The organism is Streptomyces sp. CRN 30, from assembly GCF_034105845.1.
Map to the genome: position 1 here is coordinate 12,428 of NZ_JAVRHI010000364.1, position 23,661 is coordinate 36,088.

At 72.1% G+C, this 23,661-nt stretch carries 22 protein-coding genes; 17 read left to right on the plus strand and 5 right to left on the minus strand.

The window, feature by feature from the left end:
• Positions 1–21: 21 nt before the first annotated feature.
• From UW392_RS38555 to UW392_RS38565, 3 genes are all read left to right on the plus strand, one after another.
• Entirely contained in the window at positions 22–1,209 is a 1,188-nt protein-coding gene (locus UW392_RS38555; RefSeq protein WP_320779904.1) for a geranylgeranyl reductase family protein, read from the plus strand.
• Between the two features lie 135 nt (positions 1,210–1,344).
• Positions 1,345–2,190, plus strand: coding sequence for an ABC transporter ATP-binding protein (locus tag UW392_RS38560; protein WP_320779905.1), 846 nt, complete (start codon positions 1,345–1,347; stop codon positions 2,188–2,190).
• On the plus strand, positions 2,187–2,942 hold the full coding sequence (locus UW392_RS38565) for an ABC transporter permease (protein ID WP_320779906.1): 756 nt from the start codon (positions 2,187–2,189) through the stop codon (positions 2,940–2,942). Before UW392_RS38560 ends, UW392_RS38565 begins: the two co-directional genes overlap by 4 nt.
• Positions 2,943–2,978: 36 nt before the next feature.
• On the opposite strand, the gene UW392_RS38570 is transcribed toward UW392_RS38565, so the two are convergent.
• Together UW392_RS38570 and UW392_RS38575 are read right to left on the minus strand one after the other, a co-directional pair.
• Positions 2,979–3,218, minus strand: a complete 240-nt coding sequence (locus UW392_RS38570; RefSeq protein ID WP_320779907.1) for a hypothetical protein — start codon at positions 3,216–3,218, stop codon at positions 2,979–2,981.
• A 208-nt stretch (positions 3,219–3,426) separates the two neighbouring features.
• On the minus strand, positions 3,427–3,975 hold the full coding sequence (locus UW392_RS38575; RefSeq protein ID WP_320779908.1) for a 2'-5' RNA ligase family protein: 549 nt from the start codon (positions 3,973–3,975) through the stop codon (positions 3,427–3,429).
• A gap of 220 nt (positions 3,976–4,195) precedes the next feature.
• On the opposite strand from UW392_RS38575, the gene UW392_RS38580 reads away from it, so the two are divergent.
• The 12 genes from UW392_RS38580 to UW392_RS38635 all read left to right on the plus strand — a co-directional run bounded on the left by UW392_RS38580 (position 4,196) and on the right by UW392_RS38635 (position 18,727).
• Positions 4,196–5,479 carry an NAD(P)/FAD-dependent oxidoreductase gene (locus UW392_RS38580; RefSeq protein ID WP_320779909.1) on the plus strand — a complete coding sequence of 428 codons (1,284 nt, stop codon included), beginning with the start codon at positions 4,196–4,198 and terminating at the stop codon, positions 5,477–5,479.
• Positions 5,480–5,489: 10 nt separating this feature from the next.
• Positions 5,490–5,960 carry a RidA family protein gene (locus UW392_RS38585; RefSeq protein WP_320779910.1) on the plus strand — a complete coding sequence of 157 codons (471 nt, stop codon included), beginning with the start codon at positions 5,490–5,492 and terminating at the stop codon, positions 5,958–5,960.
• Positions 5,957–6,631, plus strand: a complete 675-nt coding sequence (locus UW392_RS38590; RefSeq protein WP_320779911.1) for a DUF1028 domain-containing protein — start codon at positions 5,957–5,959, stop codon at positions 6,629–6,631. The genes UW392_RS38585 and UW392_RS38590 overlap by 4 nt, the downstream gene beginning before the upstream one ends.
• 8 nt (positions 6,632–6,639) lie before the next feature.
• Positions 6,640–7,785, plus strand: a complete 1,146-nt coding sequence (locus tag UW392_RS38595) for a M20 family metallopeptidase (RefSeq protein ID WP_320779912.1) — start codon at positions 6,640–6,642, stop codon at positions 7,783–7,785.
• Positions 7,786–7,924: 139 nt separating this feature from the next.
• Positions 7,925–8,851, plus strand: a complete 927-nt coding sequence (locus tag UW392_RS38600; RefSeq protein WP_320779913.1) for a LysR family transcriptional regulator — start codon at positions 7,925–7,927, stop codon at positions 8,849–8,851.
• Between the two features lie 306 nt (positions 8,852–9,157).
• Entirely contained in the window at positions 9,158–10,555 is a 1,398-nt protein-coding gene (locus UW392_RS38605) for an ABC transporter substrate-binding protein (protein ID WP_320779914.1), read from the plus strand.
• Between the two features lie 62 nt (positions 10,556–10,617).
• The gene (locus UW392_RS38610; protein ID WP_320779915.1) at positions 10,618–11,559 is read left to right on the plus strand and encodes an ABC transporter permease; all 942 of its coding nucleotides are present in this window, start codon (positions 10,618–10,620) and stop codon (positions 11,557–11,559) included.
• Positions 11,556–13,388: a dipeptide/oligopeptide/nickel ABC transporter permease/ATP-binding protein gene (locus tag UW392_RS38615; RefSeq protein ID WP_320779916.1), complete on the plus strand. Its 1,833-nt coding sequence runs from the start codon at positions 11,556–11,558 to the stop codon at positions 13,386–13,388. The genes UW392_RS38610 and UW392_RS38615 overlap by 4 nt, the downstream gene beginning before the upstream one ends.
• Entirely contained in the window at positions 13,385–14,260 is an 876-nt protein-coding gene (locus UW392_RS38620) for an ABC transporter ATP-binding protein (RefSeq protein ID WP_320779917.1), read from the plus strand. Before UW392_RS38615 ends, UW392_RS38620 begins: the two co-directional genes overlap by 4 nt.
• A gap of 44 nt (positions 14,261–14,304) precedes the next feature.
• Entirely contained in the window at positions 14,305–16,686 is a 2,382-nt protein-coding gene (locus UW392_RS38625; RefSeq protein ID WP_320779918.1) for a beta-glucosidase family protein, read from the plus strand.
• A gap of 76 nt (positions 16,687–16,762) precedes the next feature.
• The gene (locus tag UW392_RS38630; RefSeq protein WP_320779919.1) at positions 16,763–17,554 is read left to right on the plus strand and encodes a DUF4239 domain-containing protein; all 792 of its coding nucleotides are present in this window, start codon (positions 16,763–16,765) and stop codon (positions 17,552–17,554) included.
• A 126-nt stretch (positions 17,555–17,680) separates the two neighbouring features.
• Positions 17,681–18,727, plus strand: a complete 1,047-nt coding sequence (locus tag UW392_RS38635) for a zinc-dependent alcohol dehydrogenase (protein ID WP_320779920.1) — start codon at positions 17,681–17,683, stop codon at positions 18,725–18,727.
• Positions 18,728–18,837: 110 nt separating this feature from the next.
• On the opposite strand, the gene UW392_RS38640 is transcribed toward UW392_RS38635, so the two are convergent.
• Positions 18,838–20,022, minus strand: coding sequence for a Cmx/CmrA family chloramphenicol efflux MFS transporter (locus UW392_RS38640; protein WP_320779921.1), 1,185 nt, complete (start codon positions 20,020–20,022; stop codon positions 18,838–18,840).
• 426 nt (positions 20,023–20,448) lie between these two features.
• Here UW392_RS38640 and UW392_RS38645 point away from each other — a divergent pair, with 426 nt between their 5' ends.
• Entirely contained in the window at positions 20,449–20,787 is a 339-nt protein-coding gene (locus tag UW392_RS38645; RefSeq protein WP_320779922.1) for a hypothetical protein, read from the plus strand.
• A 140-nt stretch (positions 20,788–20,927) separates the two neighbouring features.
• Here the strand turns inward: UW392_RS38645 and UW392_RS38650 are convergent, their stop codons facing one another.
• Both UW392_RS38650 and UW392_RS38655 read right to left on the minus strand, forming a co-directional pair.
• Positions 20,928–21,407 carry a MarR family winged helix-turn-helix transcriptional regulator gene (locus UW392_RS38650; RefSeq protein WP_320779923.1) on the minus strand — a complete coding sequence of 160 codons (480 nt, stop codon included), beginning with the start codon at positions 21,405–21,407 and terminating at the stop codon, positions 20,928–20,930.
• A gap of 265 nt (positions 21,408–21,672) precedes the next feature.
• Positions 21,673–22,587 carry an NADP-dependent oxidoreductase gene (locus UW392_RS38655; RefSeq protein WP_320779924.1) on the minus strand — a complete coding sequence of 305 codons (915 nt, stop codon included), beginning with the start codon at positions 22,585–22,587 and terminating at the stop codon, positions 21,673–21,675.
• 229 nt (positions 22,588–22,816) lie between these two features.
• Here UW392_RS38655 and UW392_RS38660 point away from each other — a divergent pair, with 229 nt between their 5' ends.
• Complete coding sequence (locus tag UW392_RS38660; protein ID WP_320779925.1) at positions 22,817–23,623, plus strand: SAM-dependent methyltransferase; 807 nt, start codon at positions 22,817–22,819, stop codon at positions 23,621–23,623.
• The last annotated feature ends 38 nt before the right edge of the window (positions 23,624–23,661 follow it).

A 23,661-nucleotide genomic window follows, 5' to 3' on the forward strand; every position in this document is an offset into this window, starting at 1 on the left:
CCCGACCGCTAGGTGACCCGCATGCCCCCTCCGTACACCCCCACCCGCGCGCCCGGCACCTGGGACGTGATCGTCGTCGGCGCCGGTCCGGCCGGCGCCACCGCCGCCCGCGTCGCCGCCGCACAAGGCTGCGAGACGCTGCTGCTGGAACGCGCCTCCATCCCCCGTTACAAGACCTGCGGCGGCGGCCTCGTCGGAGCCTCCCTCGCCGCCCTGCCCCCCGGCCTGCCCCTGAAGGTGCACGACACGGCGGGCCGGTTCACCTTCGCCCTCAACGGCACCAAGACACGCACCCTCACCTGCAGTTCTCCGGTCTGCGCCATGGTCTACCGCAGCGAACTCGACGCGGCCCTGACCGAGGTCGCCGCCGCCGCGGGGGCGGAGGTCCGGGACGGCACCGCGCTGACCGCCCTGGAGGAGCGGGACGGCACCGTCACGGTGCGCACCAACAGCGGTGACACCCTCCGCGCCCGGGCGGTCGTCGGCGCCGACGGCAGCGCCAGCCGGGTCGCCCGGTACGTGGGCGTGGAGTGCGCCCAGGTCGACCTCGCCCTGGAGGCCGAGGTGCCGGTGGACCCGAGGACGGCCGAGCGGTGGCGGGGCCGGGTCCTGATGGAGTGGGGGCCCCTGCCGGGTTCCTTCGGCTGGGTCTTCCCCAAGGGGGAGGTCTGCACCGCCGGCGTGGTGGCCGCCCGCGGCAACCCGGTGGCCCTGCGCGCCTACAAGGAGGACTTCCTGGCCCGACACGGACTGCTCGGCCCCCGCCCGCTGCACGACACCGGCCACCTGACCCGGTGCCGCCGCCCCGACTCCCCGCTGTCCCGCGGACGGGTCCTGGTCGCCGGTGACGCGGCGGCCCTCGTGGACCACTGGTCACGCGAGGGCATCTCCTACGCCCTGCGCTCGGGGGACCTCGCGGGCCGGGCCGCGGCCCTGGTCGTCGCCGCCGGCGACGAGGCGGAGGCGAACGCCGCCGCCGCACACTACGGACGACAGGTCGACGACGTCCTCGGCGCCGAGATGCGCGCGAGCGGCTCGCTGATGCGGCTCTTCACCCGCCGCCCCGGCCTCGTCCACACGGCACTGACCCGCCTGCCCCCGGCGTGGCGCCGCCTGGACGCCTACATCGCCGGCCGCACCAGCGTCGCCGGGATCATGACCACACCCGTCGCACGCACCGCCGCCGCCCTGGCCGACCGGCTCCCGTAGGCCCGGCACGGCGCCGCCGCCGGCGGGCGGGGACCGTAACCGGCCGGCGGCCGGGCGCGTTGCGTCAGTGACACCGTGCGCCGAACGGGCGACGGTCGGCACCACCTCGTGACAGGGAACAGGGGCGCGGAACCGATGGAGCGAGACGACCCGCACACCAGCAGCTCGGCGGCTCCCGCCCCGCCCGCCGTCGGCGTGTACGGGTTACGGGTGGCACGCGGTGCGCGGACCGTCCTCGACGACATCAGCTTCACCGTCCCGCGCGGTTCCATCGTGGGCCTGCTCGGTCCCAGCGGCTGCGGGAAGACCACCCTGCTGCGCTCCGTGGTCGGCATCCAGCGCGTCGACGAGGGGCAGGTGCAGGTCCTCGGGCACCCGGCCGGCTCCCGCGCCCTGAGCGCACGCGTCGGTTACGTCACCCAGGCGCCCTCGGTGTACGCGAGCCTCACCGTGCTGGAGAACCTGCGGTACTTCTCCGCCGCCCTGGGACTGCGCGGCTGGCGGCGCGAGGACGCGGTGGTCCGTGCCGTCAAGGAGGTCGAACTGGCCCCGTACGCCGACCAGGTCGTGAGCCGGCTCTCCGGCGGCCAGTACTCCCGTGTCTCGCTGGCCGTGGCGTTGCTGGAGGTGCCCGACCTGCTGGTGATGGACGAGCCGACGGTGGGCCTCGACCCGATGGTGCGCAAGGAGCTGTGGACGGTCTTCCGCCGCCTCGCGGACCGGGGCGCCACCCTGCTGGTGTCCAGTCACGTCATGGACGAGGCCGACCGCTGCGACCGCCTGCTGCTGATGCGGGACGGCCGGCTGCTCGCCTCCTGCGGACGCACCGAACTCCTGCTGCACACCGGCTGCCGCACCGTCGAGAGCGCCTTCCTGCGCCTGGTCGCCCCCCTCGACGGGAAGGAGACGCCCGGCCCCCTGCTGGACGGCGCGCTCCCCGGGGCACAGGCTTCCTTCTTCGCATCGGAGACGCGGCGATGATCCTGACCGCCCGGCCCCTGCCGTTCACCCCCAGCATCACGGCGGCGACCGCCCACAGAGTGCTGCAGCAGTTCTCCCGGGACCGCGGCAGCGCCGCGCTGATCCTGGTGATCCCCTGCATGCTGATGGTGCTGCTCAAGTTCATGTTCGACCACTCCGCGGGCAGTTTCCAGCGCATCGGCCCGCAGGTGTTCGGTATCTTCCCGCTGATCGTCATGTACCTGGTCGGGTCGGTGGCCACCCTGCGCGAGCGCACCTCGGGCACCGCCGAGCGGCTGCTGACCCTGCCGGTCCGCCCCCTGGACATCGTGCTCGGCTACGGCCTGGCCTTCACCCTCATGGCGCTGCTGCAGGCCCTGCTGTCCACCCTGCTCGCCGTGCAGGTGCTGGACCTGGACGTCAAGGGCCCCGCCTATCTCCTGGTGGTCATCGCCATGCTCGGCGCCCTGCTCGGCCTGGCGCTGGGCCTGCTGGTCAGCGCCTTCGCCGCCAACGAGTTCCAGGCCGTGCAGTTCCTGCCGGCCGGGGTGCTCCCGCAGTTCCTCGTGTGCGGCCTGTTCGTGCCCCGCGAGGAGATGCACGGCGTGGTCGCCGCCCTCGCCCGGTTCATGCCCATGACCTACGCCGTGCAGGCGGCCGGTGAGGCGGCGCGGCACAGCGGCGTCACCGGCGTGTTCCTCCGGGACGCCACGGTGATCCTGTTCTGCGTCATCGCCGTGCTGACCGCCAGCGCCGTCACCCTCAAGCGCTGAACGACGGCCCTTTCGTCCTGCGCGTCGCGCGAGGTGTCAGTACCGGCCCCGGCCGGCGGACGTGTCCCAGGCGAAGCCCCCGGAGAGCTGCCCGTCGGAGGGGAAGGAGAACGGGCCAAACCTGATGGGCTCGCCACCGGGCGGCGGATAGGACGTACGGGAGGCGGCGGCCTCCGTGTCCGGGCCGGGTGTGGCGGACGCGACGGCGAGCGTCCCGCACGCGGCCAGCACGACGGTGGCGACCGATACGACGGCGCCGCGGAAGAAGTTCGACATGAGTATTCCCCTTGTCTGAGTCGGGTGTTGGGGATGTCGGGGGTGTTCGACCGACGCCCGGAACTCTAGTAGCCGCTATTCGCGGTCACAGGGGAGAACGCTTTTCTTCCCCCTAACGTGGGCGGCGCAGAAGGGAGTGATATGCAATGCGCGATGTGCGCCTCAGTGAGCCGACAATTCATTGAGTTCGGCTCACCTGAACAGCTCGTTATATGCAGGATCGACCCGTCCATGAACCGAGGGGGTGGGCGGTGCGGGTGCCGCTGTCGTAGCTGCGCGCCTCGGTGAAACTGCCGGGTGCGGGGAGCGCGCCGTCGAGCACGTCCTCGGCGCCGGTCCAGTCCTGCGCGCGGTCCCGGCTGCGGGCCAGGGTCAGGTGCGGGTCCCAGGCGCCGGGGCGGTGCAGCGGGTTGAGGCGGCCCGTCCCCGGTGCGGCGCCGAGCAGCCGCCACACCGCGGCGTGCACGGCCAGCAGGGCCGGGTCCGGGTCCAGTCGCCACACCAGTACGCGGACCCGTCCCTCGTACCGGTGCAGGGCGGTGACGCGCAGCGGCGGGGGCGGTACCGACAGGACGCGGGCCAGCCGGGTCCACACCGGCGCGGGCAGGTCGTCACACGTGGCGAGGGTGAGGTGCGGCCGGTTGGTGGGGTGCCGGTGTCCCGCCTGGCTCGGCAGGCCCGCCGCGGCCAGCCGCTCCCAGGCCTCCCGTACCAGCCGGGAGCTGACCGGGTCCGGCAGCAACTCGATGGTGCGCATCCCGGCACCTTAGGTTCCGGCCGCGGAGATGTGCGGTCAGCCGCGCAGGCATCGACCGTGGCGCTCGCCGTGCACCTCGGCAGCCGTTGCATCGGAGAATCAGATCTTTCGCAACGGAAACATCTGTTGGACAGAACCCCGGGCGCGTCCAAGGATGTTTCCCGCGGTAGTGCGGTTCACGGGACACGGAGGCGCTACCGCCTTGAGCGGAGGCTGAACGTTGAGTGAAGAAACAGAAGTGGTCGTCGTCGGGGCGGGCCAGGCGGGTGTGGCGATGAGCGAGCACCTGACGGCCCAGGGCGTGCCCCACCTCGTCCTGGAGCGGCACCGCATCGCCGAGCGGTGGCGCTCCGAGCGGTGGGACTCCCTGGTCGCGAACGGGCCCGCGTGGCACGACCGGTTCCCGGGGCTCGCGTTCCCCGACGTCGCCCCCGACGCCTTCGCCTCGAAGGAGCAGGTCGCGGAGTACTTCGTCGCGTACGCCGAGAAGATCGGTGCCCCCGTCCGGTGCGGTGTCGAGGTGACCTCGGTGCGCAGGCACGCCGGCCGGCCCGGCTTCCGGGTCGAGACGTCCCAGGGCGCCGTCGACGCCCGCTTCGTCGTGGCCGCGACCGGACCGTTCCAGCGGCCCGTCATCCCGCCCGTCGTCCCGGACGGCGCCGTCCCCGCGCAGCTCCACTCCAGCGGGTACCGCAATCCGGAGCAACTGCCCGAGGGCGCGGTCCTCGTGGTCGGCGCCGGCTCCTCGGGGGTCCAGATCGCCGACGAGCTGCGCCGGTCGGGCCGCCGGGTGTTCCTCTCCGTCGGCCCGCACGACCGTCCTCCGCGCGAGTACCGCGGACGTGACTTCTGCTGGTGGCTCGGCGTGCTCGGACTCTGGGACGCGGAGACGCCCCCGCAGGGCGCCGCACACGTCACCATCGCGGTCAGCGGCGCCCGCGGCGGCCACACCGTGGACTTCCGCACCCTGGCCGCCGACGGCATCGAGCTCGTCGGCATGACCGCGTCCCACGCCGACGGGGTACTGCGCTTCGCGCCGGACCTCGCCACGAACATCGCGCTCGGCGACGCCAAGCACCTGGAACTGCTCCGGGCGGCCGACGCCTACGTGGAGCGCAACGGGCTCGACCTCCCGGAGGAGCCGGAGGCGCACGTCCTCGGGCCGGTCCCGGACAGCGCGGCGACGCCCCGGCTGGAGCTCGACCTGGCCGAGGCCGGCGTCACCTCCATCGTCTGGGCCACGGGCTTCACCACCGACTACGGCTGGCTCGAGGTCGACGCGTTCGACGAGAACGGCCGCCCGGACCAGCGGCGCGGCGTGTCCCGCGAGCCCGGCGTCTACTTCCTGGGCCTGCCCTGGCTGTCCCGCCGCGGTTCGAGCTTCATCTGGGGCGTCTGGCACGACGCCCGGTACGTCGCCGACCACATCACGACGCAGCGTGGGTACCTGGCCCACGGCACCACCGACCGGCCCGGCGCCGCGGCGGCGTCCCGGCAGAACTGAGGAGCGGACGATGACTTCCACCAGCGGAGGCCGGCAGGTGAAGGCCCCGATCGTGGCCGGCGGCCACACCCGGATCCGGCCCTTCAACACGCGCGACACCTATCCCGAGCAGAACCTCGACAACGACCTCTGCCAGGCCGTCGTCGCCGGCGACACGGTGTACGTGCGGGGCCAGATCGGCCAGGACCTCGACACCAGTGAGTCCGTGGGCGTCGGCGACGCCGAGGCGCAGGCCGAACGGGCCATGGCGAACATCAGGATGCTGCTCGAAGAGGCGGGCAGCCGGATGGAGCACCTGGTCAAGCTGACCATCTACCTGGTCGACCCGCGCTACCGCGAGGCGGTGTACCGCACCGTGGGCCGCTGGACCAAGGGTGTCCACCCCATCTCGACCGGTCTGGTGGTGTCGGCCCTGGCCCGCCCGGAGTGGCTGTGCGAGATCGACGCCGTCGCCGTGCTCCCGAAGGAGGAGCGGCGATGACCTTCTCCCTGGTGGTACGGGACGGCGCGCGGTTCGGCATCGTCGTCAGCTCCTCCAGCCCCGCGGTCGCGGCCCGGGTCGCCCACCTCAAGCCCGGGGTCGGCGCGGCGGCCTCGCAGAACGTCACCGACCCCACGCTCGGTGCGGAGCTGCTGGAGAGGCTGGCGGCCCACGGCGACGTGGAGCGGGCCCTGGCCGAGGTCACCGGCGCGGAACGGAACGCGGAGACCATCGCGTACCGGCAGCTGACCGTGGTGGGCCGCTCCGGGCCCGGCGTCGCCCACAGCGGCTCGCACACCCTGGGCACCCACGCCTCGGCCACCGCGGACGGTGCGGTGGCGGCCGGCAACATGCTGTCCGGCGAGCACATCCCCGGTGTCCTCCTCGACGCGTACGCCGCCGCCACCGGCGAGCTGGAGGAGCGGCTGATGGCCGCCCTGAAGGCCGCCGTCGACGCCGGCGGCGAGGAGGGGCCGGTGCGCTCCGCGGGCCTCGCGGTCGTCGCGGACGTGGACTGGCGGGTGACCGACCTGCGCGTGGACTGGGCCGACGACCCCGTCGACCGGCTCGCCGAACTGCTCGAGGTCTGGCTGCCGCAGCGCGACGACTACGTGCGCCGCGGCCTCGACCCCGCCTCCGCGCCCTCGTACGGCGTGCCGGGCGACCTGTGACGGCGCCCGTGACTTCCCTGAAGGAGGCCGCCCGGCACGAGGTCGACCGGCACGCCGAGGAACTGATCGGCCTGTCCGAGCGGCTGCACGCCGACCCGGAGACCGCATGGGAGGAACACCGGGCGGCGGCCGCCGTACCCGAGTTGCTCGACCGCGCCGGATTCGACGTCACCTCGTCCTACCTGGGCCTGGACACCGCCTTCCACGCCCGGTTCGGCAGCGGGCCCGTACGGATCGCGCTGTGCGCCGAGTACGACGCGCTGCCCGGCCTCGGGCACGCGTGCGGGCACAACCTCATCGCGGCGAGCTCGGTCGGCGCCGCGCTCGGCCTGGCCGCCGTCGCCGACGACGCCGGACTCACCGTCGAGGTCTACGGCACCCCGGCGGAGGAGGGCGGCGGCGGCAAGATCGAGATGCTCGACCGGGGCGCCTTCGCCGGGGTGGACCTCGCGATGATGGTGCACCCGGCGCCGGTCGACGTCGCCGAGGCCCGCCCGTTCGCGGTCAGCCACTCGAAGGTCACCTACACGGGCAGGTCGGCGCACGCCGCCGCCTACCCCGAGGCCGGGATCAACGCGGCCGACGCCTTCACCGTGGCCCAGGTCGCCATCGGGCTGCTGCGCCAGCAGCTGCCGGCCTCGGCGCGCGTGCACGGCGTGGTGACCCACGCCGGGGACGCCCCGAACGCCATCCCGGAGCGCGCGAGCGGACGCTGGTACGTGCGGGCCGAGACCCTCGCCGAACTGGCCGAGCTGGAACCGCGCGTCATGCGGGCCTTCGAGGCGGGCGCCCTCGCGACCGGCTGCGAACTGGAGATCGAGCCGGAGAGCAAGCCGTACGCGGAGTTCCGCACGGACGGGACGGCCCTCGGGCACTACCGCGCCAACGCCCTCGCCCTGGGCCGGGAGTTCGCGCCGCCCGGCGAGGCCGCCCGGATGAACCGCGCCTCCACCGACATGGGCAACGTCTCGCAGGCGGTGCCCGCCATCCACCCGTACATCGGCATCGGTTCCCTGCCCGCCACCAACCACCAGCACGAGTTCGCCGCGTACTGCGTGGGCGGGACGGCGCAGCGGGCCCTGCTCGACGGGGCGGTCGCGCTGGCCTGGACCGGGGTGGACCGCGGCACGCGGGCCGGGGGAGCGGCGGCCTGAGGGGGCGGCCGCAGCCGTGACACCGTGACGCCGTGGGCACCGACCGCCGCCCACGGCGTCACGGCGCCCCTGTTCGCCGGTGCCTGCCGCGCCGCATAGGGTCGGGCCCGGACACGGATCACAGGCGCAAGGGTCACGTATGACGTCACCGGTGGGTTTCACCCTCGTTCAGCTCCGCTACTTCCTGGTCGCCGCCGAACGCGGTTCGATGACCGAGGCATCGCTGGAGCTCCACATCGCGCAGTCCGCGGTCTCCGCGGCCGTCCACAACCTGGAGCGCGACCTGCGGGTGCAGCTGTTCATCCGCCGCAGGGGCCGGGGGCTGACCCTGACACCCGCGGGGGAGCGGCTCCAGGTGCAGGCGCGGGAGCTGCTGGCCCGCGCCCGCGAGATCGAACGGGAGGCCCGGGGGGACGGCGGGACCATCTCCGGGCCGGTGTCCCTGGGCTGTTTCGTGACCCTGGCCCCGTACTACCTGCCGCCCCTGTTCAGCGAGTGCACCCGGCGCTACCCGGAGATCGAGATCGAGGTGGTGGAGGCGGAGACGGACCAGCTCGTGCAGGCCCTGGGCGCGGGACGCATCGACTTCGCCCTCACCTACGACCTCGGTCTGGCACCCGAGACGGAACTGCGCAGCGAGACGATCGCCCGCGCCCCCGCCTACGTCATCGTCCCGGCCGACCACCCACTGGCCGGCCGGGGCGAGGTGGAGCTGGCCGAGCTGTCCGCGGAACCCCTCGTCCTGCTCGACCTGCCCCACAGCCGTGACTACTTCCGCTCGCTGGTGACCGCCACCGGCACCGCGCCCGACGTCCGCTACCGCACCCAGAGCTACGAGACCGTGCGCTCCCTGGTGGCCCGCGGCCTCGGCTACTCGGTCCTGAACCAGCGCCCGGCGACCGGCCAGACCTACGGCGGCGGCGAGATCGCGGAGCTGGAGCTGCGGGACGGCAGCCCTCCGCTGGAGGTCAAACTGGCCTCGGTGGAGGGCATGACCCAGACCGCCCGCGCCCGCGCGGTCATGGAGCTGCTGCGGGAGATCGCCGCGCGCGGCGCCAGGGACTGAGCCGCGAGCCGGCCCGTCCGGCGACGGCGCCGCGTCAGGGAATCGGCATCTGTCGATCAGATGACTTCCATCGAAAAACTCGGCTTGATCGATTCGCGGCTTCCGCTTTAGATGTGTGCGAGACGAGAGTGACGCTTTGGCGAACAGGCGCCGAACGCACCGTTCCGGCACCGGGAGAAATCGATGGGTCGAAGGAAAAGAGGTGCGGCGACGGCCGCGCTCCTGGCCGTCATGTTCTTGTTGGCGGCCTGCACGTCGAGTGGAGACGAAGGCGCGCGGAATTCCTCGAAGCTGACCCTGGGCACGGTGGTGGACATCGCCTCCTACGACCCCGCGCAACTGCGCTACGACGGCGAGTACCCCCAGTTGTGGTCACCCGTGTACGACACCTTGCTGCTGCGCGGGTCGGACAGTTCCCTCTCGCCGAACCTGGCCACCGAATGGTCGTACAATTCCGCGAACACGATCCTGTCCCTGACACTGCGCGACGGGGTGGAATTCACCGACGGCACCCCGTTCGACGGAGCCGCGGTGGCCGCCAACATCGAGCACTTCCGGGCGGGCACCGGCCACGACAACTACCTCTCCGGTTCCCTCGCCGGCGTGGACGTGCTCGACGCCACGCACGTGCGGATCCGGCTCAGCGAACCCGACCCGACCCTGCTGAACAGCCTCAGCGGTTCACTCGGCGCGATGGCCTCGCCGTCCGCACTCGGCAAGGCGTCCCTCGCGACGCAGCCGGTCGGGTCCGGCCCCTATCTGCTCGACAGCGGCCGCACGGTCCGCGGGGACAGGTACGTCTTCACCCGCAACCCCGCGTACTGGAACGCCGAGGCGTGGCCCTACGACCAGATCGAGATGCGGGTCCTGTCCGACGTGAGCGCCCGGCTGAACGCGCTCACGACGGGCCAGATCGACGGGGCGCGCCTCAACATCGACGTGATGGACTACGCCGAGCGCAGCGGCGTCGACATCCACCCCAACCGGGTCGACTGGGTGGGACTGGCCATCCTGGACCGCGAGGGGAGGGTCGCGCCGGCCCTCGCCGACGTCCGCGTCCGGCAGGCGATCAACCTCGTGTTCGACCGGCAGGGCATGCTCGACGCGCTCGGCCTGGGACAGGGCCGGGTCAGCGAGCAGATCGTCGGGAGCAACAGCCCGGCCTACGATCCCGAGCTGGACGGCACCTACGGCCATGACGTCGAGCGGGCACGCGAGCTGATGGCGGAGGCCGGCTGGAGCGAGGGCTTCCGCATCCCGATGATGGACTACTCGCGGTACCGCACGTACCAGCCCTTCGTCGAACAGGCCCTGGCGACGATCGGCATCGAGATCGACTGGCGGTCCCTGCCCGACGAGCGGGCCATCGACGCCCAGTTCAGCGGCGAGTACCCGATCCTCATCCTGGGCCAGCAGGCACCGACGTCGGCCTGGGACGGACTCGGCATCGCCTACGACAACGCGCTCAACGTCTTCGACAGCTCCGACCCCGAGTTCGGCCGGCTCATGGAGACCGCGCGCACCACGAGCGGGGACGAGCAGGTGGCGGCGTTCAAGAAGGCCAATGCCTGGCTCGTGGAGAACGCGTGGTTCGCACCCTGGTACCACTCCGACCTGATCTACGCCACGGACCCGCGGACGGCGGTCCAGCCCGAGGCCGGCGTCGCGGGACCGCCCCTGCGCTCCTACGCCCCGAAGCGCTGAGATCCCGAAGCGGTGAGAGAGCCCGTTGCCCGACCGGTCACCCGAACGCAAGGACATAACGCGTGATCCGCTACCTCTGCAGACGCCTCGCCTTCGGCGCCGCTCTGCTCGCGCTCGTCACGAGCGCCACGTTCTTCGCCGTCTACGGCAGCAGTGACACGGTCGTCCGCTCGCTCGTCGGTGAGCAGGCCTCCGCGGAGCAGATCGCCGAGCGGACCGCCGAGCTGGGCCTGGACCGCCCGGTCCAGGAGCAGTTCGGAGACTGGGTGGCGCACGCCGTCACCGGCGACCTCGGCACCTCGTACTTCACCTCGGAGCCGGTCACCCAGGCGATCGGCAACCGGCTGTCCGTCACCCTCACCCTGATGATCTGCTCGATGGTGGTCCTGGCCGTCGTGAGCGCCGTGCTGGGTGTCCTCGCCGCCGTCCGCCGGGGCGGCGTGGTGGACCGGGCGCTGCAGATCGTCACCGAGACCCTGAGCGCGGTCCCGAAGTTCTGGCTCGCCCTCATGCTCGTCATCGCGCTGGCCATCAACCTGAGGCTCTTCCCGGCCACCGGTTACGCCCCGATCAGCGACGGCGTCGGCGCCTGGGCGCTCGGCATCGTCCTGCCCACCGCGGCCATCGTGCTCGGCGAGCTCCGCATCACCTCCATGGTGCGCGGCGCGGTCTCCGACGAACTGGACAAGCCCTACGTGCGCACCCTGCGCTCGCGGGGGCTGTCCGAGTCCGAGGTGCTCTTCCGCCACGTACTGCGCAACGCGGCGCCGCCGTGGCTGTCACTGCTGTCGATGAAGGTGGTGGCGCTCTTCAGCGGCGTCGTCGTCATCGAGAAGGTCTTCGCCGTGCCCGGCATCGGTTCACTGGCGACCGACGCGGCGACCAGCGGCGACATCCCCATCCTCATGGGCGTGGTCGTCACCACCGTCGCCATCATCTTCGTCGTGTACCTGGTCTTCGACCTCGTGCAGGCGTGGCTCAACCCGAAGGTGCGTCTGACGTGAGCATCGAGACCACTGCCGCCGCCGGCGGACCCACCCGCCCCGGCGCCTTCCGCCGCTTTCTCTCCAACCCGCTCGGCGTGGCCAGCGCGGTCCTGCTGCTCGCCGTAGTCGTCATGAGCGTGCTGGCCCCCTGGATCGCACCGCACGACCCGACGACACCCGCACTCGACCAGGTCAACTCCGCCCCGAACGCCACGTACCTGCTGGGCGGCGACGGCGCGGGCCGTGACGTGCTCAGCCGGCTGATCTGGGGCGGCCGGGCCACCCTGACCGGCGCCGCCGTGGTCGTCGTGGTGGCCGCGCTGGTGGGCGTCGTGACCGGACTGCTGGCGGCCTACCTCGGGCGCTGGATGGACGGTCTGCTGACGTGGGTGTCCGAGGCCTTGCTGGCCATCCCGAGCCTGATCGTGCTGATCGCCCTGTACGGCGCCATCGGACCCAACGTGCCCGTCTCCATGACGGTGTTCGGCGTCCTCATCTCGCCGTTCCTCTACCGCCTGGTGCGCGCCATGGCACTGGAGGTGAAGAGCGAGGCCTACGTCGAGGCCGCGCAGGTCTCCGGCGTCTCCCCGCTGCGCATCGTGTTCCGGCACATCCTCGTGGTCATCCGCGGGCCGATCATCGTGATGCTCGCCGACATCACGGCCACCGCGATCGGCATCCAGGCCAGCCTCGAGTTCCTGGGCCTCGGCAGCGTCAACTCCGTGACCTGGGGCTCCATGATCCAGGACGCGTTCGTCGCCATCTTCCGGACCCCGCTGAGCGTCGTCTGGCCGGGCCTGCTGCTCACGATCACGGTCGGCTCCTTCGCTCTGCTGGGCAACGCCGTGCGCGACGCGCTCGTCCCCACCGCCACCGTGTCGAAGAAGGCCCGCGCCCGTGCCGCGTCCGCGCTCGAGGCCGCGGCCGCCGGCAAGGGCGGGACCGCCGGCAAGAGCGGGACCGCCGGCAAGAGCGGATCCGATGGCAGGAGCGGGGCCGCCGCGGAGCCGGTCGCCGACGCGCTGCTCGACGTATCACAACTCACCGTCGCCTACCCGAACGGTGACGGCCTGCGCACCGTCGTCGACGGGGTGTCGTTCTCGGTCAGGCGCGGCGAGGTGCTCGGCCTCGTGGGGGAGTCCGGCTCCGGCAAGAGCCAGTGCGTGTTCTCCGTGCTCGGACTGCTGCCGCCGCAGGCCGTCGTCCACGCCGGCCGGATCGCCTTCGACGGGACCCCGACGACGGCGGAGACGGTCGCCCGGCTGCGCGGCAGGCGCATCGCCTACGTGCCGCAGGAGCCGATGAGCAACCTCGACCCGCTGTGCACCATCGGCTCCCAGCTGACCGTGCCCATGCGGCGCGTACTGGGGCTGAACCGGGAACAGGCCCGCGGACGGGCGCTGGAGCTGTTGGACCGTGTCGGCATCCAGGAACCGGAGCGCGTGTTCACCCTCTACCCGCACCAGATCTCGGGCGGCATGGCCCAGCGCGTGCTCATCGCGGGCGCCGTCTCCACCGACCCGGACCTCATCGTCGCCGACGAGCCGACGACCGCGCTCGACGTCACCGTGCAGGCGGACATCCTGGACCTGCTGCGCGACCTGCAGCGCGAACGCGACATGGGCCTGCTGCTGGTCACCCACAACTTCGGGGTCGTCGCCGACATCTGCGACCGGGTCGTCGTCATGCGCGGCGGAACCGTCGTCGAGGAGGGGAACACGGAGACCCTGTTCGCCGACCCGCGGCACGACTACACCCGAGGGCTGCTCGACGCCTCGCTCGACGCGGCCGAGCCACGCCGGTACACCGCCCCGGTGGCGACGCGAGCGGAAGGAGCGCTGTCATGAACGAGACCGAACAGCGGAGTGGCGCGGTGAGTGAGGACGTGCTCCTGGACGTGCGCGGGGTGAGCGTCGAGTACCGCGTACGGGGCGGCGGGCGCCGCCGCACCCGCGTCCTGGACGACGTCTCGCTCACGGTCCGGCCCGGCGAGACCGTCGGCCTCGTGGGCGAGTCCGGCTCCGGCAAGTCCACGCTCGGCCGGGCCGTCCTCGGGCTGGCGCCGCTCGCCGCGGGGGAGGTCCGGCTCGACGGCCGCGTGATCAGCGGCCTGACCGGGGCCGCCCGCCGCCGGCTCGCCGGTGACCTGCAGGTGGTGTTCCAGGACCCGCAGGGCTCGCTCAATCCCGCGATGACGGTCCGCGACATCGTCCTGGAGCCGGTCGTCGCCGCGGGCACCGAGCCGGCCGACGCCGAACGGGACCTGCGCACCCTGCTGGACCAGGTGCACCTGCCCGCGGACGCCCTCGACCGCTATCCCTCGGAGTTCAGCGGCGGCCAGCGCCAGCGCATCGCGATCGCCCGCGCGCTGGTCCGGCGGCCGAAGCTGATCGTCTGCGACGAGATCGTCAGCGCCCTGGACCTCACGACCCAGGCCCGCATCCTCGACCTGCTGGTGGAGATCCAGGAGCGGACCGGCGTCGCGCTGCTGTTCACCTCGCACGACCTCGGTGTGATCCGCGCGATCTCGCACCGGGTCGCCGTACTGTTCCGCGGCAGCCTGCTCGAGTTCGGCGACGTGCGCGACGTGACCGGCGAGCCGCGCGACCCGTACACCCGCCGCCTGCTCATGGCCGCTCCGGTCGCCGACCCCGGGCGCCAGCGCGAGCGCCGCGCCGCCTACCGCGCCGAGTTCCCCCTCGCGACGGCGGGCCGGTGACCACCTCCCCTCCGGCCGCCTCCCCACCCCTAGGAGCCCTCGCAGTGCAGCCCGAGAACCAGCCCGCCGACCAGCCCGTGCCGACGCCCGACGAGCGGCTCGCCGCACTCACCGAGGACGAGAAGATCCAGCTCGTCTCGGGCAACGGCATGTGGCGCACCCACTCCGTCCCGCGCCTCGGCGTGGCCTCGGTCGTCATGGCCGACGGCCCCAACGGGCTGCGTTTCTCCAGGGAACAGGCGGCGGACGGACCCGAGGCGGGGGCCGACTTCGCCGACTTCATCAGCCTGGTCACGCGCCGCGGTGAGGCGGCCGCCGCCGAGCGCGGCCCCGAGCCCGCCACCTGCTTCCCGACCGCGTCCACGGTGGGCACCTCCTGGGACCCGGAACTGGCGCGCGCCCTCGGCGACGCGTTCGCCGCCGAGTGCCGCTCGTTCGGGGTCGGTGTCCTGCTCGGACCCGGCATGAACATCCGCCGCACGCCGCTGGCGGGCCGGACCTCCGAGTACTACTCCGAGGACCCCCTGCTCACCGGGGTCATGGCGGCCGGCGTGACGCGGGGGCTGCAGGAACGCGGCGTCGGGGCGTGCATCAAGCACTTCGCCGCCAACAACTCCGAGATCGAGCGCACGTCGATGGACTCGATCATCGACGAGCGCGCCCTGCGCGACATCTACCTGCGGGCGTTCGAGCGCGTGGTCCGTGACGCGGAGCCGTGGGCGGTGATGAGCTCCTACAACCGGCTCAACGGCACGCAAGCGGCACAGCACCCGTGGCTGCTCACCCAGGTGCTGCGGGACGAGTGGGGTTACGACGGCCTGGTCGTGTCGGACTGGCACGGCATCACCGACCGGCCCGCGTCCGTGCTCGCCGGCAACGACCTCGACATGCCGGAGAGCCCGCAGCGCATCGCGCGACTGCGCGCGGGCGTGCACTCCGGCGCGGTGCCCGGCAGCGCACTCGACCGTGCCGCGAGCCGGGTGCTCCAGCTGGCCGACCGGGCGAGCACCCACGCGAGCGAGCCCGTCCCGTTCGACACCGGGGCCCACCACGACCTCGCCCGGCGCATCGCACGCGCCGGCACCGTACTGCTGGCCAACAACGGCACGCTGCCCCTCGACGCGGACAGCACCACGGACGTACTGGTCCTGGGCGCGGGAGCGGCCGAACCCGTGATCCAGGGCTTCGGCAGCGCCCGCATGCGGCCGACCCGGGTGGACGTGCCGCTGACGGAGATCGAACAGCGGGCCGGCGGCGCCGTCCGTCACCTCGCCGGCGTCCCGGCCGGTGCGCACACCGAGGACGAGCGGCGGGCCGCGCTGCGCGAGGCCACCGAGGCGGCGGCCCGGAGCGGCGTCGCGATCGTGTTCGCCCACACCCCGCAGAACTCCGACGGCGAGAACGCCGACCGCGCCGACCTCTCGCTGGACGCGGGTTACGACGAGCTCATCGCGGCGGTGGCGGCGGCCGCGCCGCGCACCGTCGTCGTCCTCACCGTCCCGGACGCCGTCACCATGCCCTGGCTGTCCGACGTCGACGCGGTCCTCGTCCCGTTCTACGCCGGGCAGGGGATGGGCTCGGCGGTCGCGTCACTGCTCTTCGGCGAGGACTCGCCCGCCGGCAAGCTCACCACGACCTTTCCGCAGCGGCTCGCCGACGTCCCGGCCTTCCTGGGCTATCCCGGCGAGGGCGGCCGGCACGTCTACGTCGAGGGCGCCCTCGTCGGCTACCGGGGCTACGACGAGCGCGACACCGCTCCGCTGTTCCCCTTCGGGTTCGGGCTGTCGTACACGACCTTCGCGCTGTCGGAGGTCACCGTCGACCGGGACACGCTCTCGGACGGCGAGTCGCTCACCGTGTCCGTACGCGTCCGCAACACCGGGGCCCGCGCCGGCGCGGAGGTCGTCCAGGTCTACGCCCGGCCGGAACGCCCCCGGGTGCGGTCGGGCCCGCGGGAGCTCGTCGGATTCGCCCGCGTCGAGCTCGCTCCGGACGAGGAGCGCACGGTCACGATCCCCGTCACCGCCGACGACCTCGCCCACTGGGACGTCACCCGGGCCCGCCGCGTGCTCGACGACGGCCCCCTGCACCTCCTGGTCGGTACGTCCTCGCGCGACCTGCCGCACGACGTGACCGTGACGGTGCGCACCGACGTGCCCCGGTGGAAGCCGCTGCGCCGCCACACCGCTCCCGCCGCCGCCCTGGGCAATCCGGTCGCGCGCCGGGCCGTGGCCGGCCTGCTGGCCCGGCATCTCGACGTCGACGCGGACACCGCCGACGGACTGCTGCAGGAGTGCCGACGCTCCTTCGTGAACGTCTTCGACACCGTGGCCAACCGGTTCCGGCTGGTGCTGGACGAGACGGAGATCGCACAGGTGATTGACCAGGTCGCGGCAGACGAGGAGGTTCTTCACCCGGTGGTGTGAACTGTCGGCGCGGTTCCGTGCTTTCTCGTCCTCGGGGGTGCTGGCGGCGCGGGCGGCGTGCCTAGACTCCGCGCACATGTCGCTGTGGCTGCTCAATCATCTCGGCACCTTCACCCTCACCGTGGTCGTGGTCGGCGGCACCGTCATACTGGCCGTCGCCGGCAGTGTGACGGTGCGGCGCAGATGCCCCGCGGTCGTCGAGGGCGAGCACAACGACATGGTCGGGGTGACCCTGGGGATGTTCGGCGCGATCTACGGGATCATCCTCGCCTTCGTCATCGTCACCCTCTGGACGCAGATGGAAGCCACCCAGACCATCATCGCCTCCGAGGCCACCGACGCGGCACTCATCGCCCGTGACGCCGCCGCCTTCCCGCCCCCGGTCCACGACCGCGTCTCCACCGCGATCAGCGGCTACGTCCACGCGGTCGTCGAGGACCAGTGGCCCCGGATGCGTGCGGGCCAGCCGAGCTACGGGGCCACGGAGGTCCACCTGCGAGCCGCCTTCGAGGTGCTCCAGACCTACGAGCCGAAGACCGAGCGCGAGCAGATCTTCTACCAGGAGGCCGTCACCCACCTCAACGACATCGCCGCCCAGCGCCGCGCCCGCCTGACCATGGCGGAGCAGCAACTGCCCCCGCTGCTCCAGGTGCTGGCCTTCGGCGGCGCGCTCGTCCTGATCCCGCTGACCTTCCTGTACGGCATACGGAGCGTGGTCATCCAGCTCCTCTTCGTCGCCTCGGTCGCGGTCCTCATCGGCTTCAGCCTGCTGCTGGTCCTCGTCCTGGACCGTCCCTTCGCCGGCGAACTCAGCGTGAGCCCGGCCCCGTACCGGCAGGGAGCCCTCTCGCAGTACTGGACGTCCTGACCGGGCCGTCACGAGGGCGGTGACGAGGGCCTCCGCCGGCTGCTCGTGGTGATGATGTTGGATGGCCGGTGTGTGTAGTACGCATCGGAAATCCGGATGCCGGTGCCTGAGGAAAGAGTGCTGATCATGAGTGTCGAGCAGGGGTACGTGCAGGTGTCGGGGCCGCGGCAGTTGCGGGCGACGGCCGAGGCCGCGGAGGTACGGCCCGCACCGGACGGCGTGGTCGTCGACATCACGTTCTGCGGCATCTGCGGAACGGACGTCCACGGGTACACCGACGGGCACATGCTGCCGCCGGCCGTCTTCGGTCACGAGTGGACCGGGGTGATCAGCGCCGTGGGCGACGAGGTCACCGGGCTGACCGTCGGCGTGCGTGTGGTGGGCGGGGTCGGACCCGCGTGCGGCACGTGCCGCCAGTGCGCGGCCGGCCATGCGCGGCAGTGCGAGACGGCCTTCGCCGAGGCGAACGGCGTGGACGAGGCGGCTCCGGCGCACGGCGGCTTCGGCACCCGGCTGCGGGTGTCGGCGCGCCGGGTCATCCCCGTGCCGGAGGGCGTCACGGACGTCGAGGCGGCCCTGGTGGAGCCCGCGACCGTCGCCTTCCACGCGGTGCGCCGTACGGCCATGGAGCTGGGGTCGGTCGTCGTCGTGCAGGGCGCCGGGCCGATCGGCCTGCTCACCGCCCAGCACGCGCGCAACGCCGGTGCCGGACGGGTCGTCGTCTCCGAGCCGTCGGCCGCACGCCGCGCCACCGCCGAGAAGCTCGACTTCCCGGACGTGGTGGCTCCGGAGGAACTCGCGCCGCTGTTGATGGAGATCACGGACGGGCTGGGCGCCGACGTGCTCTTCGAATGCACCGGCGTTCCCTCGCTCCTGCAGCCCTCGGCGGAGCTGGTCCGACGCGGCGGCACCCTCGCCCTCCTCGGCTACCCGACGGCCGACTCGACGGTCAGCTACGCGGACTGGCAGACGCGGGAACTCACCGTCATCGGATCGCTGGCCTACAACCACGAGGACTTCCTGGGGACGCTCCGCGCCATCGCGGGGAAGCGCGTCGACGTGGCCTCCCTGCACACGGGCACCATCGGACTGACCGAACTGGGCGCCATGCTCGAGGAACTCGACTCGGGCCACAGCAGCCACACCAAGGTACTGGTCGACCCCCGCGGCTGAGTTCGTTCTCGCGTTCTCTCCGCCGGAGCGGCACCGTTCCATCATGCGGAGGGGCGCTGCACGGTTCGTTGCAGTGCACCCTGCAGCGGCGACCCGGTAGCGGCCATGGATCACGAGCGACCTCCGGGGCCGACCAGCGCCATGCGGAGGGCGCGGGAGGAGAACGCGATGACCAGTGTCATCGCGGCGAGCAGACCGCTCGTCCACAGCGGCCCAAGGTTTCCGGCAGCGGTGCCGAGGGTGGTCGCGGCGATGAGCGGACCGACGGCGGCGCCCACGTTGAGTGCCGCGGTCGCGTACGAGCCGGCCATGGTCGGGGCACCCGCGGCCTCGTAGAGGACTCGCGTGATCAGCGTGCTGCCCAGCGCGAAGGACAGCGCGCCCAGCACGAACCCGAGGAGGCACAGGGCGACCGGCTGGTCGGCCAGTACCGCCAGGGCCGGCCAGCCGACGACCAGCAGCGGACCAGCGACCGCGACGACCTGACAGGGACGCCGGTCGGAGAGCCGGCCGGCGACGGTGACGCCGACGGAGGAACCGGCACCGAAGAGCACCAGGACGACGGGGACCCACAGTTCGCCCAGTCCGGCGGTGTCGGTCACGACGGGGGCGAGGTAGGTGAAGCTCCCGAACGTCGCCGCGTTCACCAGCGCGCCGAGCAGCATCACCAGGAGCAACCGCACCCTGGCGAGCTGGGCGAGCTCCGCGCGCAGGGCCGGCCCGCCCGTCGCTTCCGGGAGATCCAGGACACTTCGACTCGGGAACCCTTTCAGGATGCCGAGAACCGCGGGCAGGCAGAGAACGGCTACGGCCCAGAACGTGGCCCGCCAGCCGAGCACCGTACCGAGCACCGACCCACCGGGAACACCGATGATCGTGGCCACCGTCGTGCCGGACAGCAGCACCGCCAGCGCGCGCCCCTTCTTGTCGGGCGGGACCAGCGTGGCGGCGGCCGTCAGGGCGAAGCCGAGGAACCCCGCGTTGGCCAGTGCGGCGACGACGCGGGTGACGAACAGGACCGGGAAACTCGTGGTGACGGCGCCCACGGCGTGGGCTGCCGCGAAGACGGCGGTGAATCCGAGGAGACCGGCTCGCCTCGGCCAGGTGCGGGACAGCGCTGCCACCAAGGGAGCGCCGACGACCATGCCGATCGCGAAGGCCGAGGTGAGCCCGCCCGCTGTCCCGACGGTGACGCCGAGATCCGAGGCGATGTCCGGCAAGAGGCCGGCGAGCATGAACTCCGAGGTGCCCATGGCGAAGACCGCCATGGCAAGCAGATACAGCGGGAGGGGCATCGAGTGGCTCCGAGAGGAGGTGAGGAGAGACAGGAGGCAGTCGTCTCGTCACCGCAGCCGGCCCCGACGGCACACTCGTCCCACCGCGGAACGCGGTGCGACGGCAGGGCTATGAGCTCAGTGGCGCAGGGGGCTGACGGCGTGACCGGAAGCCCCCACCTTGTCTGACTCAGGACTCGACATGCCCTGCACGCTACCCGACCGCTACCCGGATGGGCACGTCGGTTCCACCGGCGCGGGCACGGGCATGGGCACGTGCACGTGCACGTGCGATCATCACCCCAAGAGCTCGGAGTGACGCCGCTGTCCCGTTGGCCTGTTGACTGCCGACCATGGCATGAGCGGCTCGGACCGGAGCGACCACAGATGGATGCGCGGCGCCTGGGGGTGGGCATGGAGGACAGCGGGACAAGAGGTGTCCGCGGGATGCGCACGCGTGCCGAGCGGCTGACGGAAGGGCTGACCGTCACCGTGGCGTCGGTGCTCTCGGTCGTTCTGCTGGTCGGCCCTGCGGTCGTCTTCCGCAACAGCGCCTGGCGCGCGGTCACGGAGGCCGGCGCCACCGCGTTCAGCCGGCTCGCGGTGCCGGTGATCCTCTTCGTGCTCGTCGCGTTGCCGTTCGTCCTGGCCCACCTGGTGTTCCGCTCGGGCCGGGGCAAGGGCGGGGAGCGACTGACGGCGGCGGTACCGGCAGCCCTGACGCTACTCGGTTCGTCCGCCGTGTCGTTCGCGACCCTGTGTCTGATCGCCGTGTACGCGGACTGACCGCAGGGCGGCTCGAGCGCCGGTCGTCTGTGACTGCGATGCTCCGTCACGCTGTCGAGCATCGACTTCGACGATGCGTACGCGGCCATGAACGGGCCGGTCTGCAGCGGCTCTGCTCATGCACGACGCGGTACGCGTGCTCAGTTCCCGTCGCCGCGCGGGCGATCGCGGTTCTTGACCGCTTGCTCGATCTTGAACGCGATGGCGGTGAACGCCTCGATCTCGTCCGGCGTCAGGTCCATGACGGAGTACTCCTCCAGGGTCTGCCACATGGCCGCGATCGGCTGCCTCATGGCGCGCCCCTTGTCGGTGAGCCGGACGACCATCGCCCGCCGGTCGTGCTCGGCCGGCTCGCGGGTGACCAGGCCGGCGTCCTGCATCCGGCGCAGGGACTTGGAGACGGTGGAGTGGTCCAGACCGACACTCTCCAGGAGCTCGGACTGACTCTGGCCGTCCCGGTCGAACAGCTGCATGAGCAACAGCTCCTGGCCCGGGTGCAGTTGCATGTCGCGGAGCATGGCGGACGCGTAGCCGCGGTGGGCCCGGGCGAGCTGGAAGACCGCGTAACTCAGGCGTCCGTCGCGCGCCGTGCTGGGAGTCCTGGCTGCGGGGTCGGTCATCGTTGTTCCTCGAGAGGTGTGAGTGGGTGGTCGGTGCAGCCCGTCGCGCCGCCGCCGTGCCGGGCTGGGTAGGTGACCCCGGCCGTCGGGGGAAGGCCGGGGTCACCTCGGTGGTGATCCGTGAGGGAGAAGGTGCCGACGGCGGTCGGCGTCCCCGGAGCGTTCGGCATGAGTGCTCTCCTTCGCGATGTATTCGATCACGGGGAGCGAGCGGCGGCCGCAGGGCCCCGGTGGGCAGGCGGGGGACGCGCCCGCCCACCGGGGTTCAGGCCACGGTGAGGACGAGCTTGCCGCGGTTGTGGCCGGCGTCGCTGACCCGCTGGGCCTCGGCGGCCTCGCTGAGCGGGTAGGCGGCTCCCACGGTGGTCACCAGCTCGCCGTCGGCGGCCTTCCGGGCGAGCTCGGCCAGCCGCGTCGCCGACCTGCGCTGGGGGCCTTCGGCGAAGACGATGCCCAGCTGTGCGGCGCGGAAGTCGGCGGTGGTGACGATCCGGTCGGTGGTGCCGCGCAGGGTGATGGAGTCCTCCAGGGCGCCCTTCCCGGCGGCGTCGAACACGGCGTCCACACCCTGCGGGGCGAGCGCGCGGACCCGTTCGACCAGGTTCTCCCCGTAGACCAGCGCGGTGGCGCCGAGCGAGGTGACGTAATTCTGGTTGGCCGGGCCGGCGGTGCCGATGACGCGTGCGCCGCGGGCGACGGCGAGCTGGACGGCGACGGTGCCGAGTGCTCCGGAGGCGCCGTGGATCAGCAGGGTCTCGCCGGCCTTGACGTCCAGCAGGTCCAGGACCCGTTCGGCGCCGTCGCTCGCCACCGGCAGCGTGACCGCGGAGGTCCAGTCGAGTCCGGCGGGCTTGGGGGCGAGGACGGTGGCGTCGGCCAGGGCGTACTCGGCGTAGGAGCCGGTTTCGGACCAGCCCAGTACCTCGTCGCCCACCTTGAGTTCATCGACGCCCTCACCCACGGCGTCGACGATTCCGGCGATCTCCCCTCCGGGGACGGCGGGCAGCGTGGTGGGGAAGATGGCCTCCATGATCCCGGAACGGATCTTCCCGTCCACCGGGTTGACGCCGACCGCCTTGATGCGGACGCGTACCTGGCCGGGCCCGGGCTGCGGGACCTCGACCTCCGCCTCGTGCAGGACCTCGGTGCCGCCGAACCGGTCGAAAACGATGGCCTTCATGACTACTCCTCAGTCGAGCGATGCGATGCGATGAGCGGTGCCGAGCCACTTAGGTGGCTGGACACATAAAACTTAACAGGGATTGCGTGGCTAGCCAAGTATTTGTGTGAGCGGGATCGGGATCGGGATCGCGGTGCGAGAGTGCGTCGGGTGGGGCGACCCGCTGGAGTGCTGGGTCGGTCTCGACCGGGAAGGCCCTCGGACGCTGACGACATGTGAAGCTGTCCCCATGGATCACACGAACACGAACGAGTTAAGGGCCAGGCTGCAGACCGATCGGCCGCACTCCGCCCGTGTCTGGAACTACCTGCTGGGCGGCAAGGACAACTATCCCGTCGACAGCGAGCTCGGCGACGTCATCCTCACCACGTTCCCGGAGTTCGCGTCCGTCGCGCGGCTGCAACGGACGTTCCTGGCACGGGCTGTCGACTTCCTGGTACGTGAGGCGGGCATCCGGCAGTTCCTCGACATCGGTACCGGACTGCCCACCGCGAACAACACGCACGAGCTGGCCCAGCGCATCGCGCCACAGAGCAGGATCGTGTACGTCGACAATGACCCCCTCGTCCTGATGCACGCTCAGGCGCTCCTGACCAGCACCGCCGAGGGAGCATGCGCCTACGTGGACGCTGATGTGCGCGACCCGGCGCGGATTCTGGCCGAAGCGTCCACCACCCTGGATCTCGACCGCCCGGTCGCTCTGACCATGCTGGGCATCATGGGGCAGATCGCCGACGCCGACCGTCCGGCGGACCTGGTGGCCGCCCTGTTGTCGGGCCTGCCCTCCGGCAGCTATCTCGCCCTGAGTGACGGCACGAACAACAGTGATGCGCTGAACAGGGCGGTGGAGGCCTACAACCAGCAGTCGGCGCACACCTACCATCTCCGGTCCCCGCAGGAGATCGGTTCCTTCTTCGACGGCCTGGATCTCGTGCCGCCCGGAGTCGTGTCCAGTGCCGCCTGGCGCCCGGATCCGAGCCGACCTCCGGAGACCACGGCGGAGGTCGCCTTCTGCGGCGTCGCACGCACACCCTGACCACCCGTCCGAGCAGGACGGCGATGGTCATCGGCCCG

Excerpts from the sequence above, each read along its gene's own strand:
- UW392_RS38660 (WP_320779925.1), top strand. The coding sequence starts at position 22,817 with ATGGATCACACGAACACGAACGAGTTAAGGGCCAGGCTGCAGACCGAT.
- UW392_RS38590 (WP_320779911.1), top strand. The coding sequence starts at position 5,957 with ATGACCTTCTCCCTGGTGGTACGGGACGGCGCGCGGTTCGGCATCGTC.
- UW392_RS38600 (WP_320779913.1), top strand. The coding sequence starts at position 7,925 with ATGACGTCACCGGTGGGTTTCACCCTCGTTCAGCTCCGCTACTTCCTG.
- UW392_RS38570 (WP_320779907.1), bottom strand. The coding sequence starts at position 3,218 with ATGTCGAACTTCTTCCGCGGCGCCGTCGTATCGGTCGCCACCGTCGTG.
- UW392_RS38650 (WP_320779923.1), bottom strand. The coding sequence starts at position 21,407 with ATGACCGACCCCGCAGCCAGGACTCCCAGCACGGCGCGCGACGGACGC.
- UW392_RS38555 (WP_320779904.1), top strand. The coding sequence starts at position 22 with ATGCCCCCTCCGTACACCCCCACCCGCGCGCCCGGCACCTGGGACGTG.
- UW392_RS38640 (WP_320779921.1), bottom strand. The coding sequence starts at position 20,022 with ATGCCCCTCCCGCTGTATCTGCTTGCCATGGCGGTCTTCGCCATGGGC.
- UW392_RS38620 (WP_320779917.1), top strand. The coding sequence starts at position 13,385 with ATGAACGAGACCGAACAGCGGAGTGGCGCGGTGAGTGAGGACGTGCTC.
- UW392_RS38635 (WP_320779920.1), top strand. The coding sequence starts at position 17,681 with ATGAGTGTCGAGCAGGGGTACGTGCAGGTGTCGGGGCCGCGGCAGTTG.
- UW392_RS38655 (WP_320779924.1), bottom strand. The coding sequence starts at position 22,587 with ATGAAGGCCATCGTTTTCGACCGGTTCGGCGGCACCGAGGTCCTGCAC.
- UW392_RS38565 (WP_320779906.1), top strand. The coding sequence starts at position 2,187 with ATGATCCTGACCGCCCGGCCCCTGCCGTTCACCCCCAGCATCACGGCG.
- UW392_RS38575 (WP_320779908.1), bottom strand. The coding sequence starts at position 3,975 with ATGCGCACCATCGAGTTGCTGCCGGACCCGGTCAGCTCCCGGCTGGTA.
- UW392_RS38645 (WP_320779922.1), top strand. The coding sequence starts at position 20,449 with ATGCGCACGCGTGCCGAGCGGCTGACGGAAGGGCTGACCGTCACCGTG.
- UW392_RS38560 (WP_320779905.1), top strand. The coding sequence starts at position 1,345 with ATGGAGCGAGACGACCCGCACACCAGCAGCTCGGCGGCTCCCGCCCCG.
- UW392_RS38630 (WP_320779919.1), top strand. The coding sequence starts at position 16,763 with ATGTCGCTGTGGCTGCTCAATCATCTCGGCACCTTCACCCTCACCGTG.
- UW392_RS38585 (WP_320779910.1), top strand. The coding sequence starts at position 5,490 with ATGACTTCCACCAGCGGAGGCCGGCAGGTGAAGGCCCCGATCGTGGCC.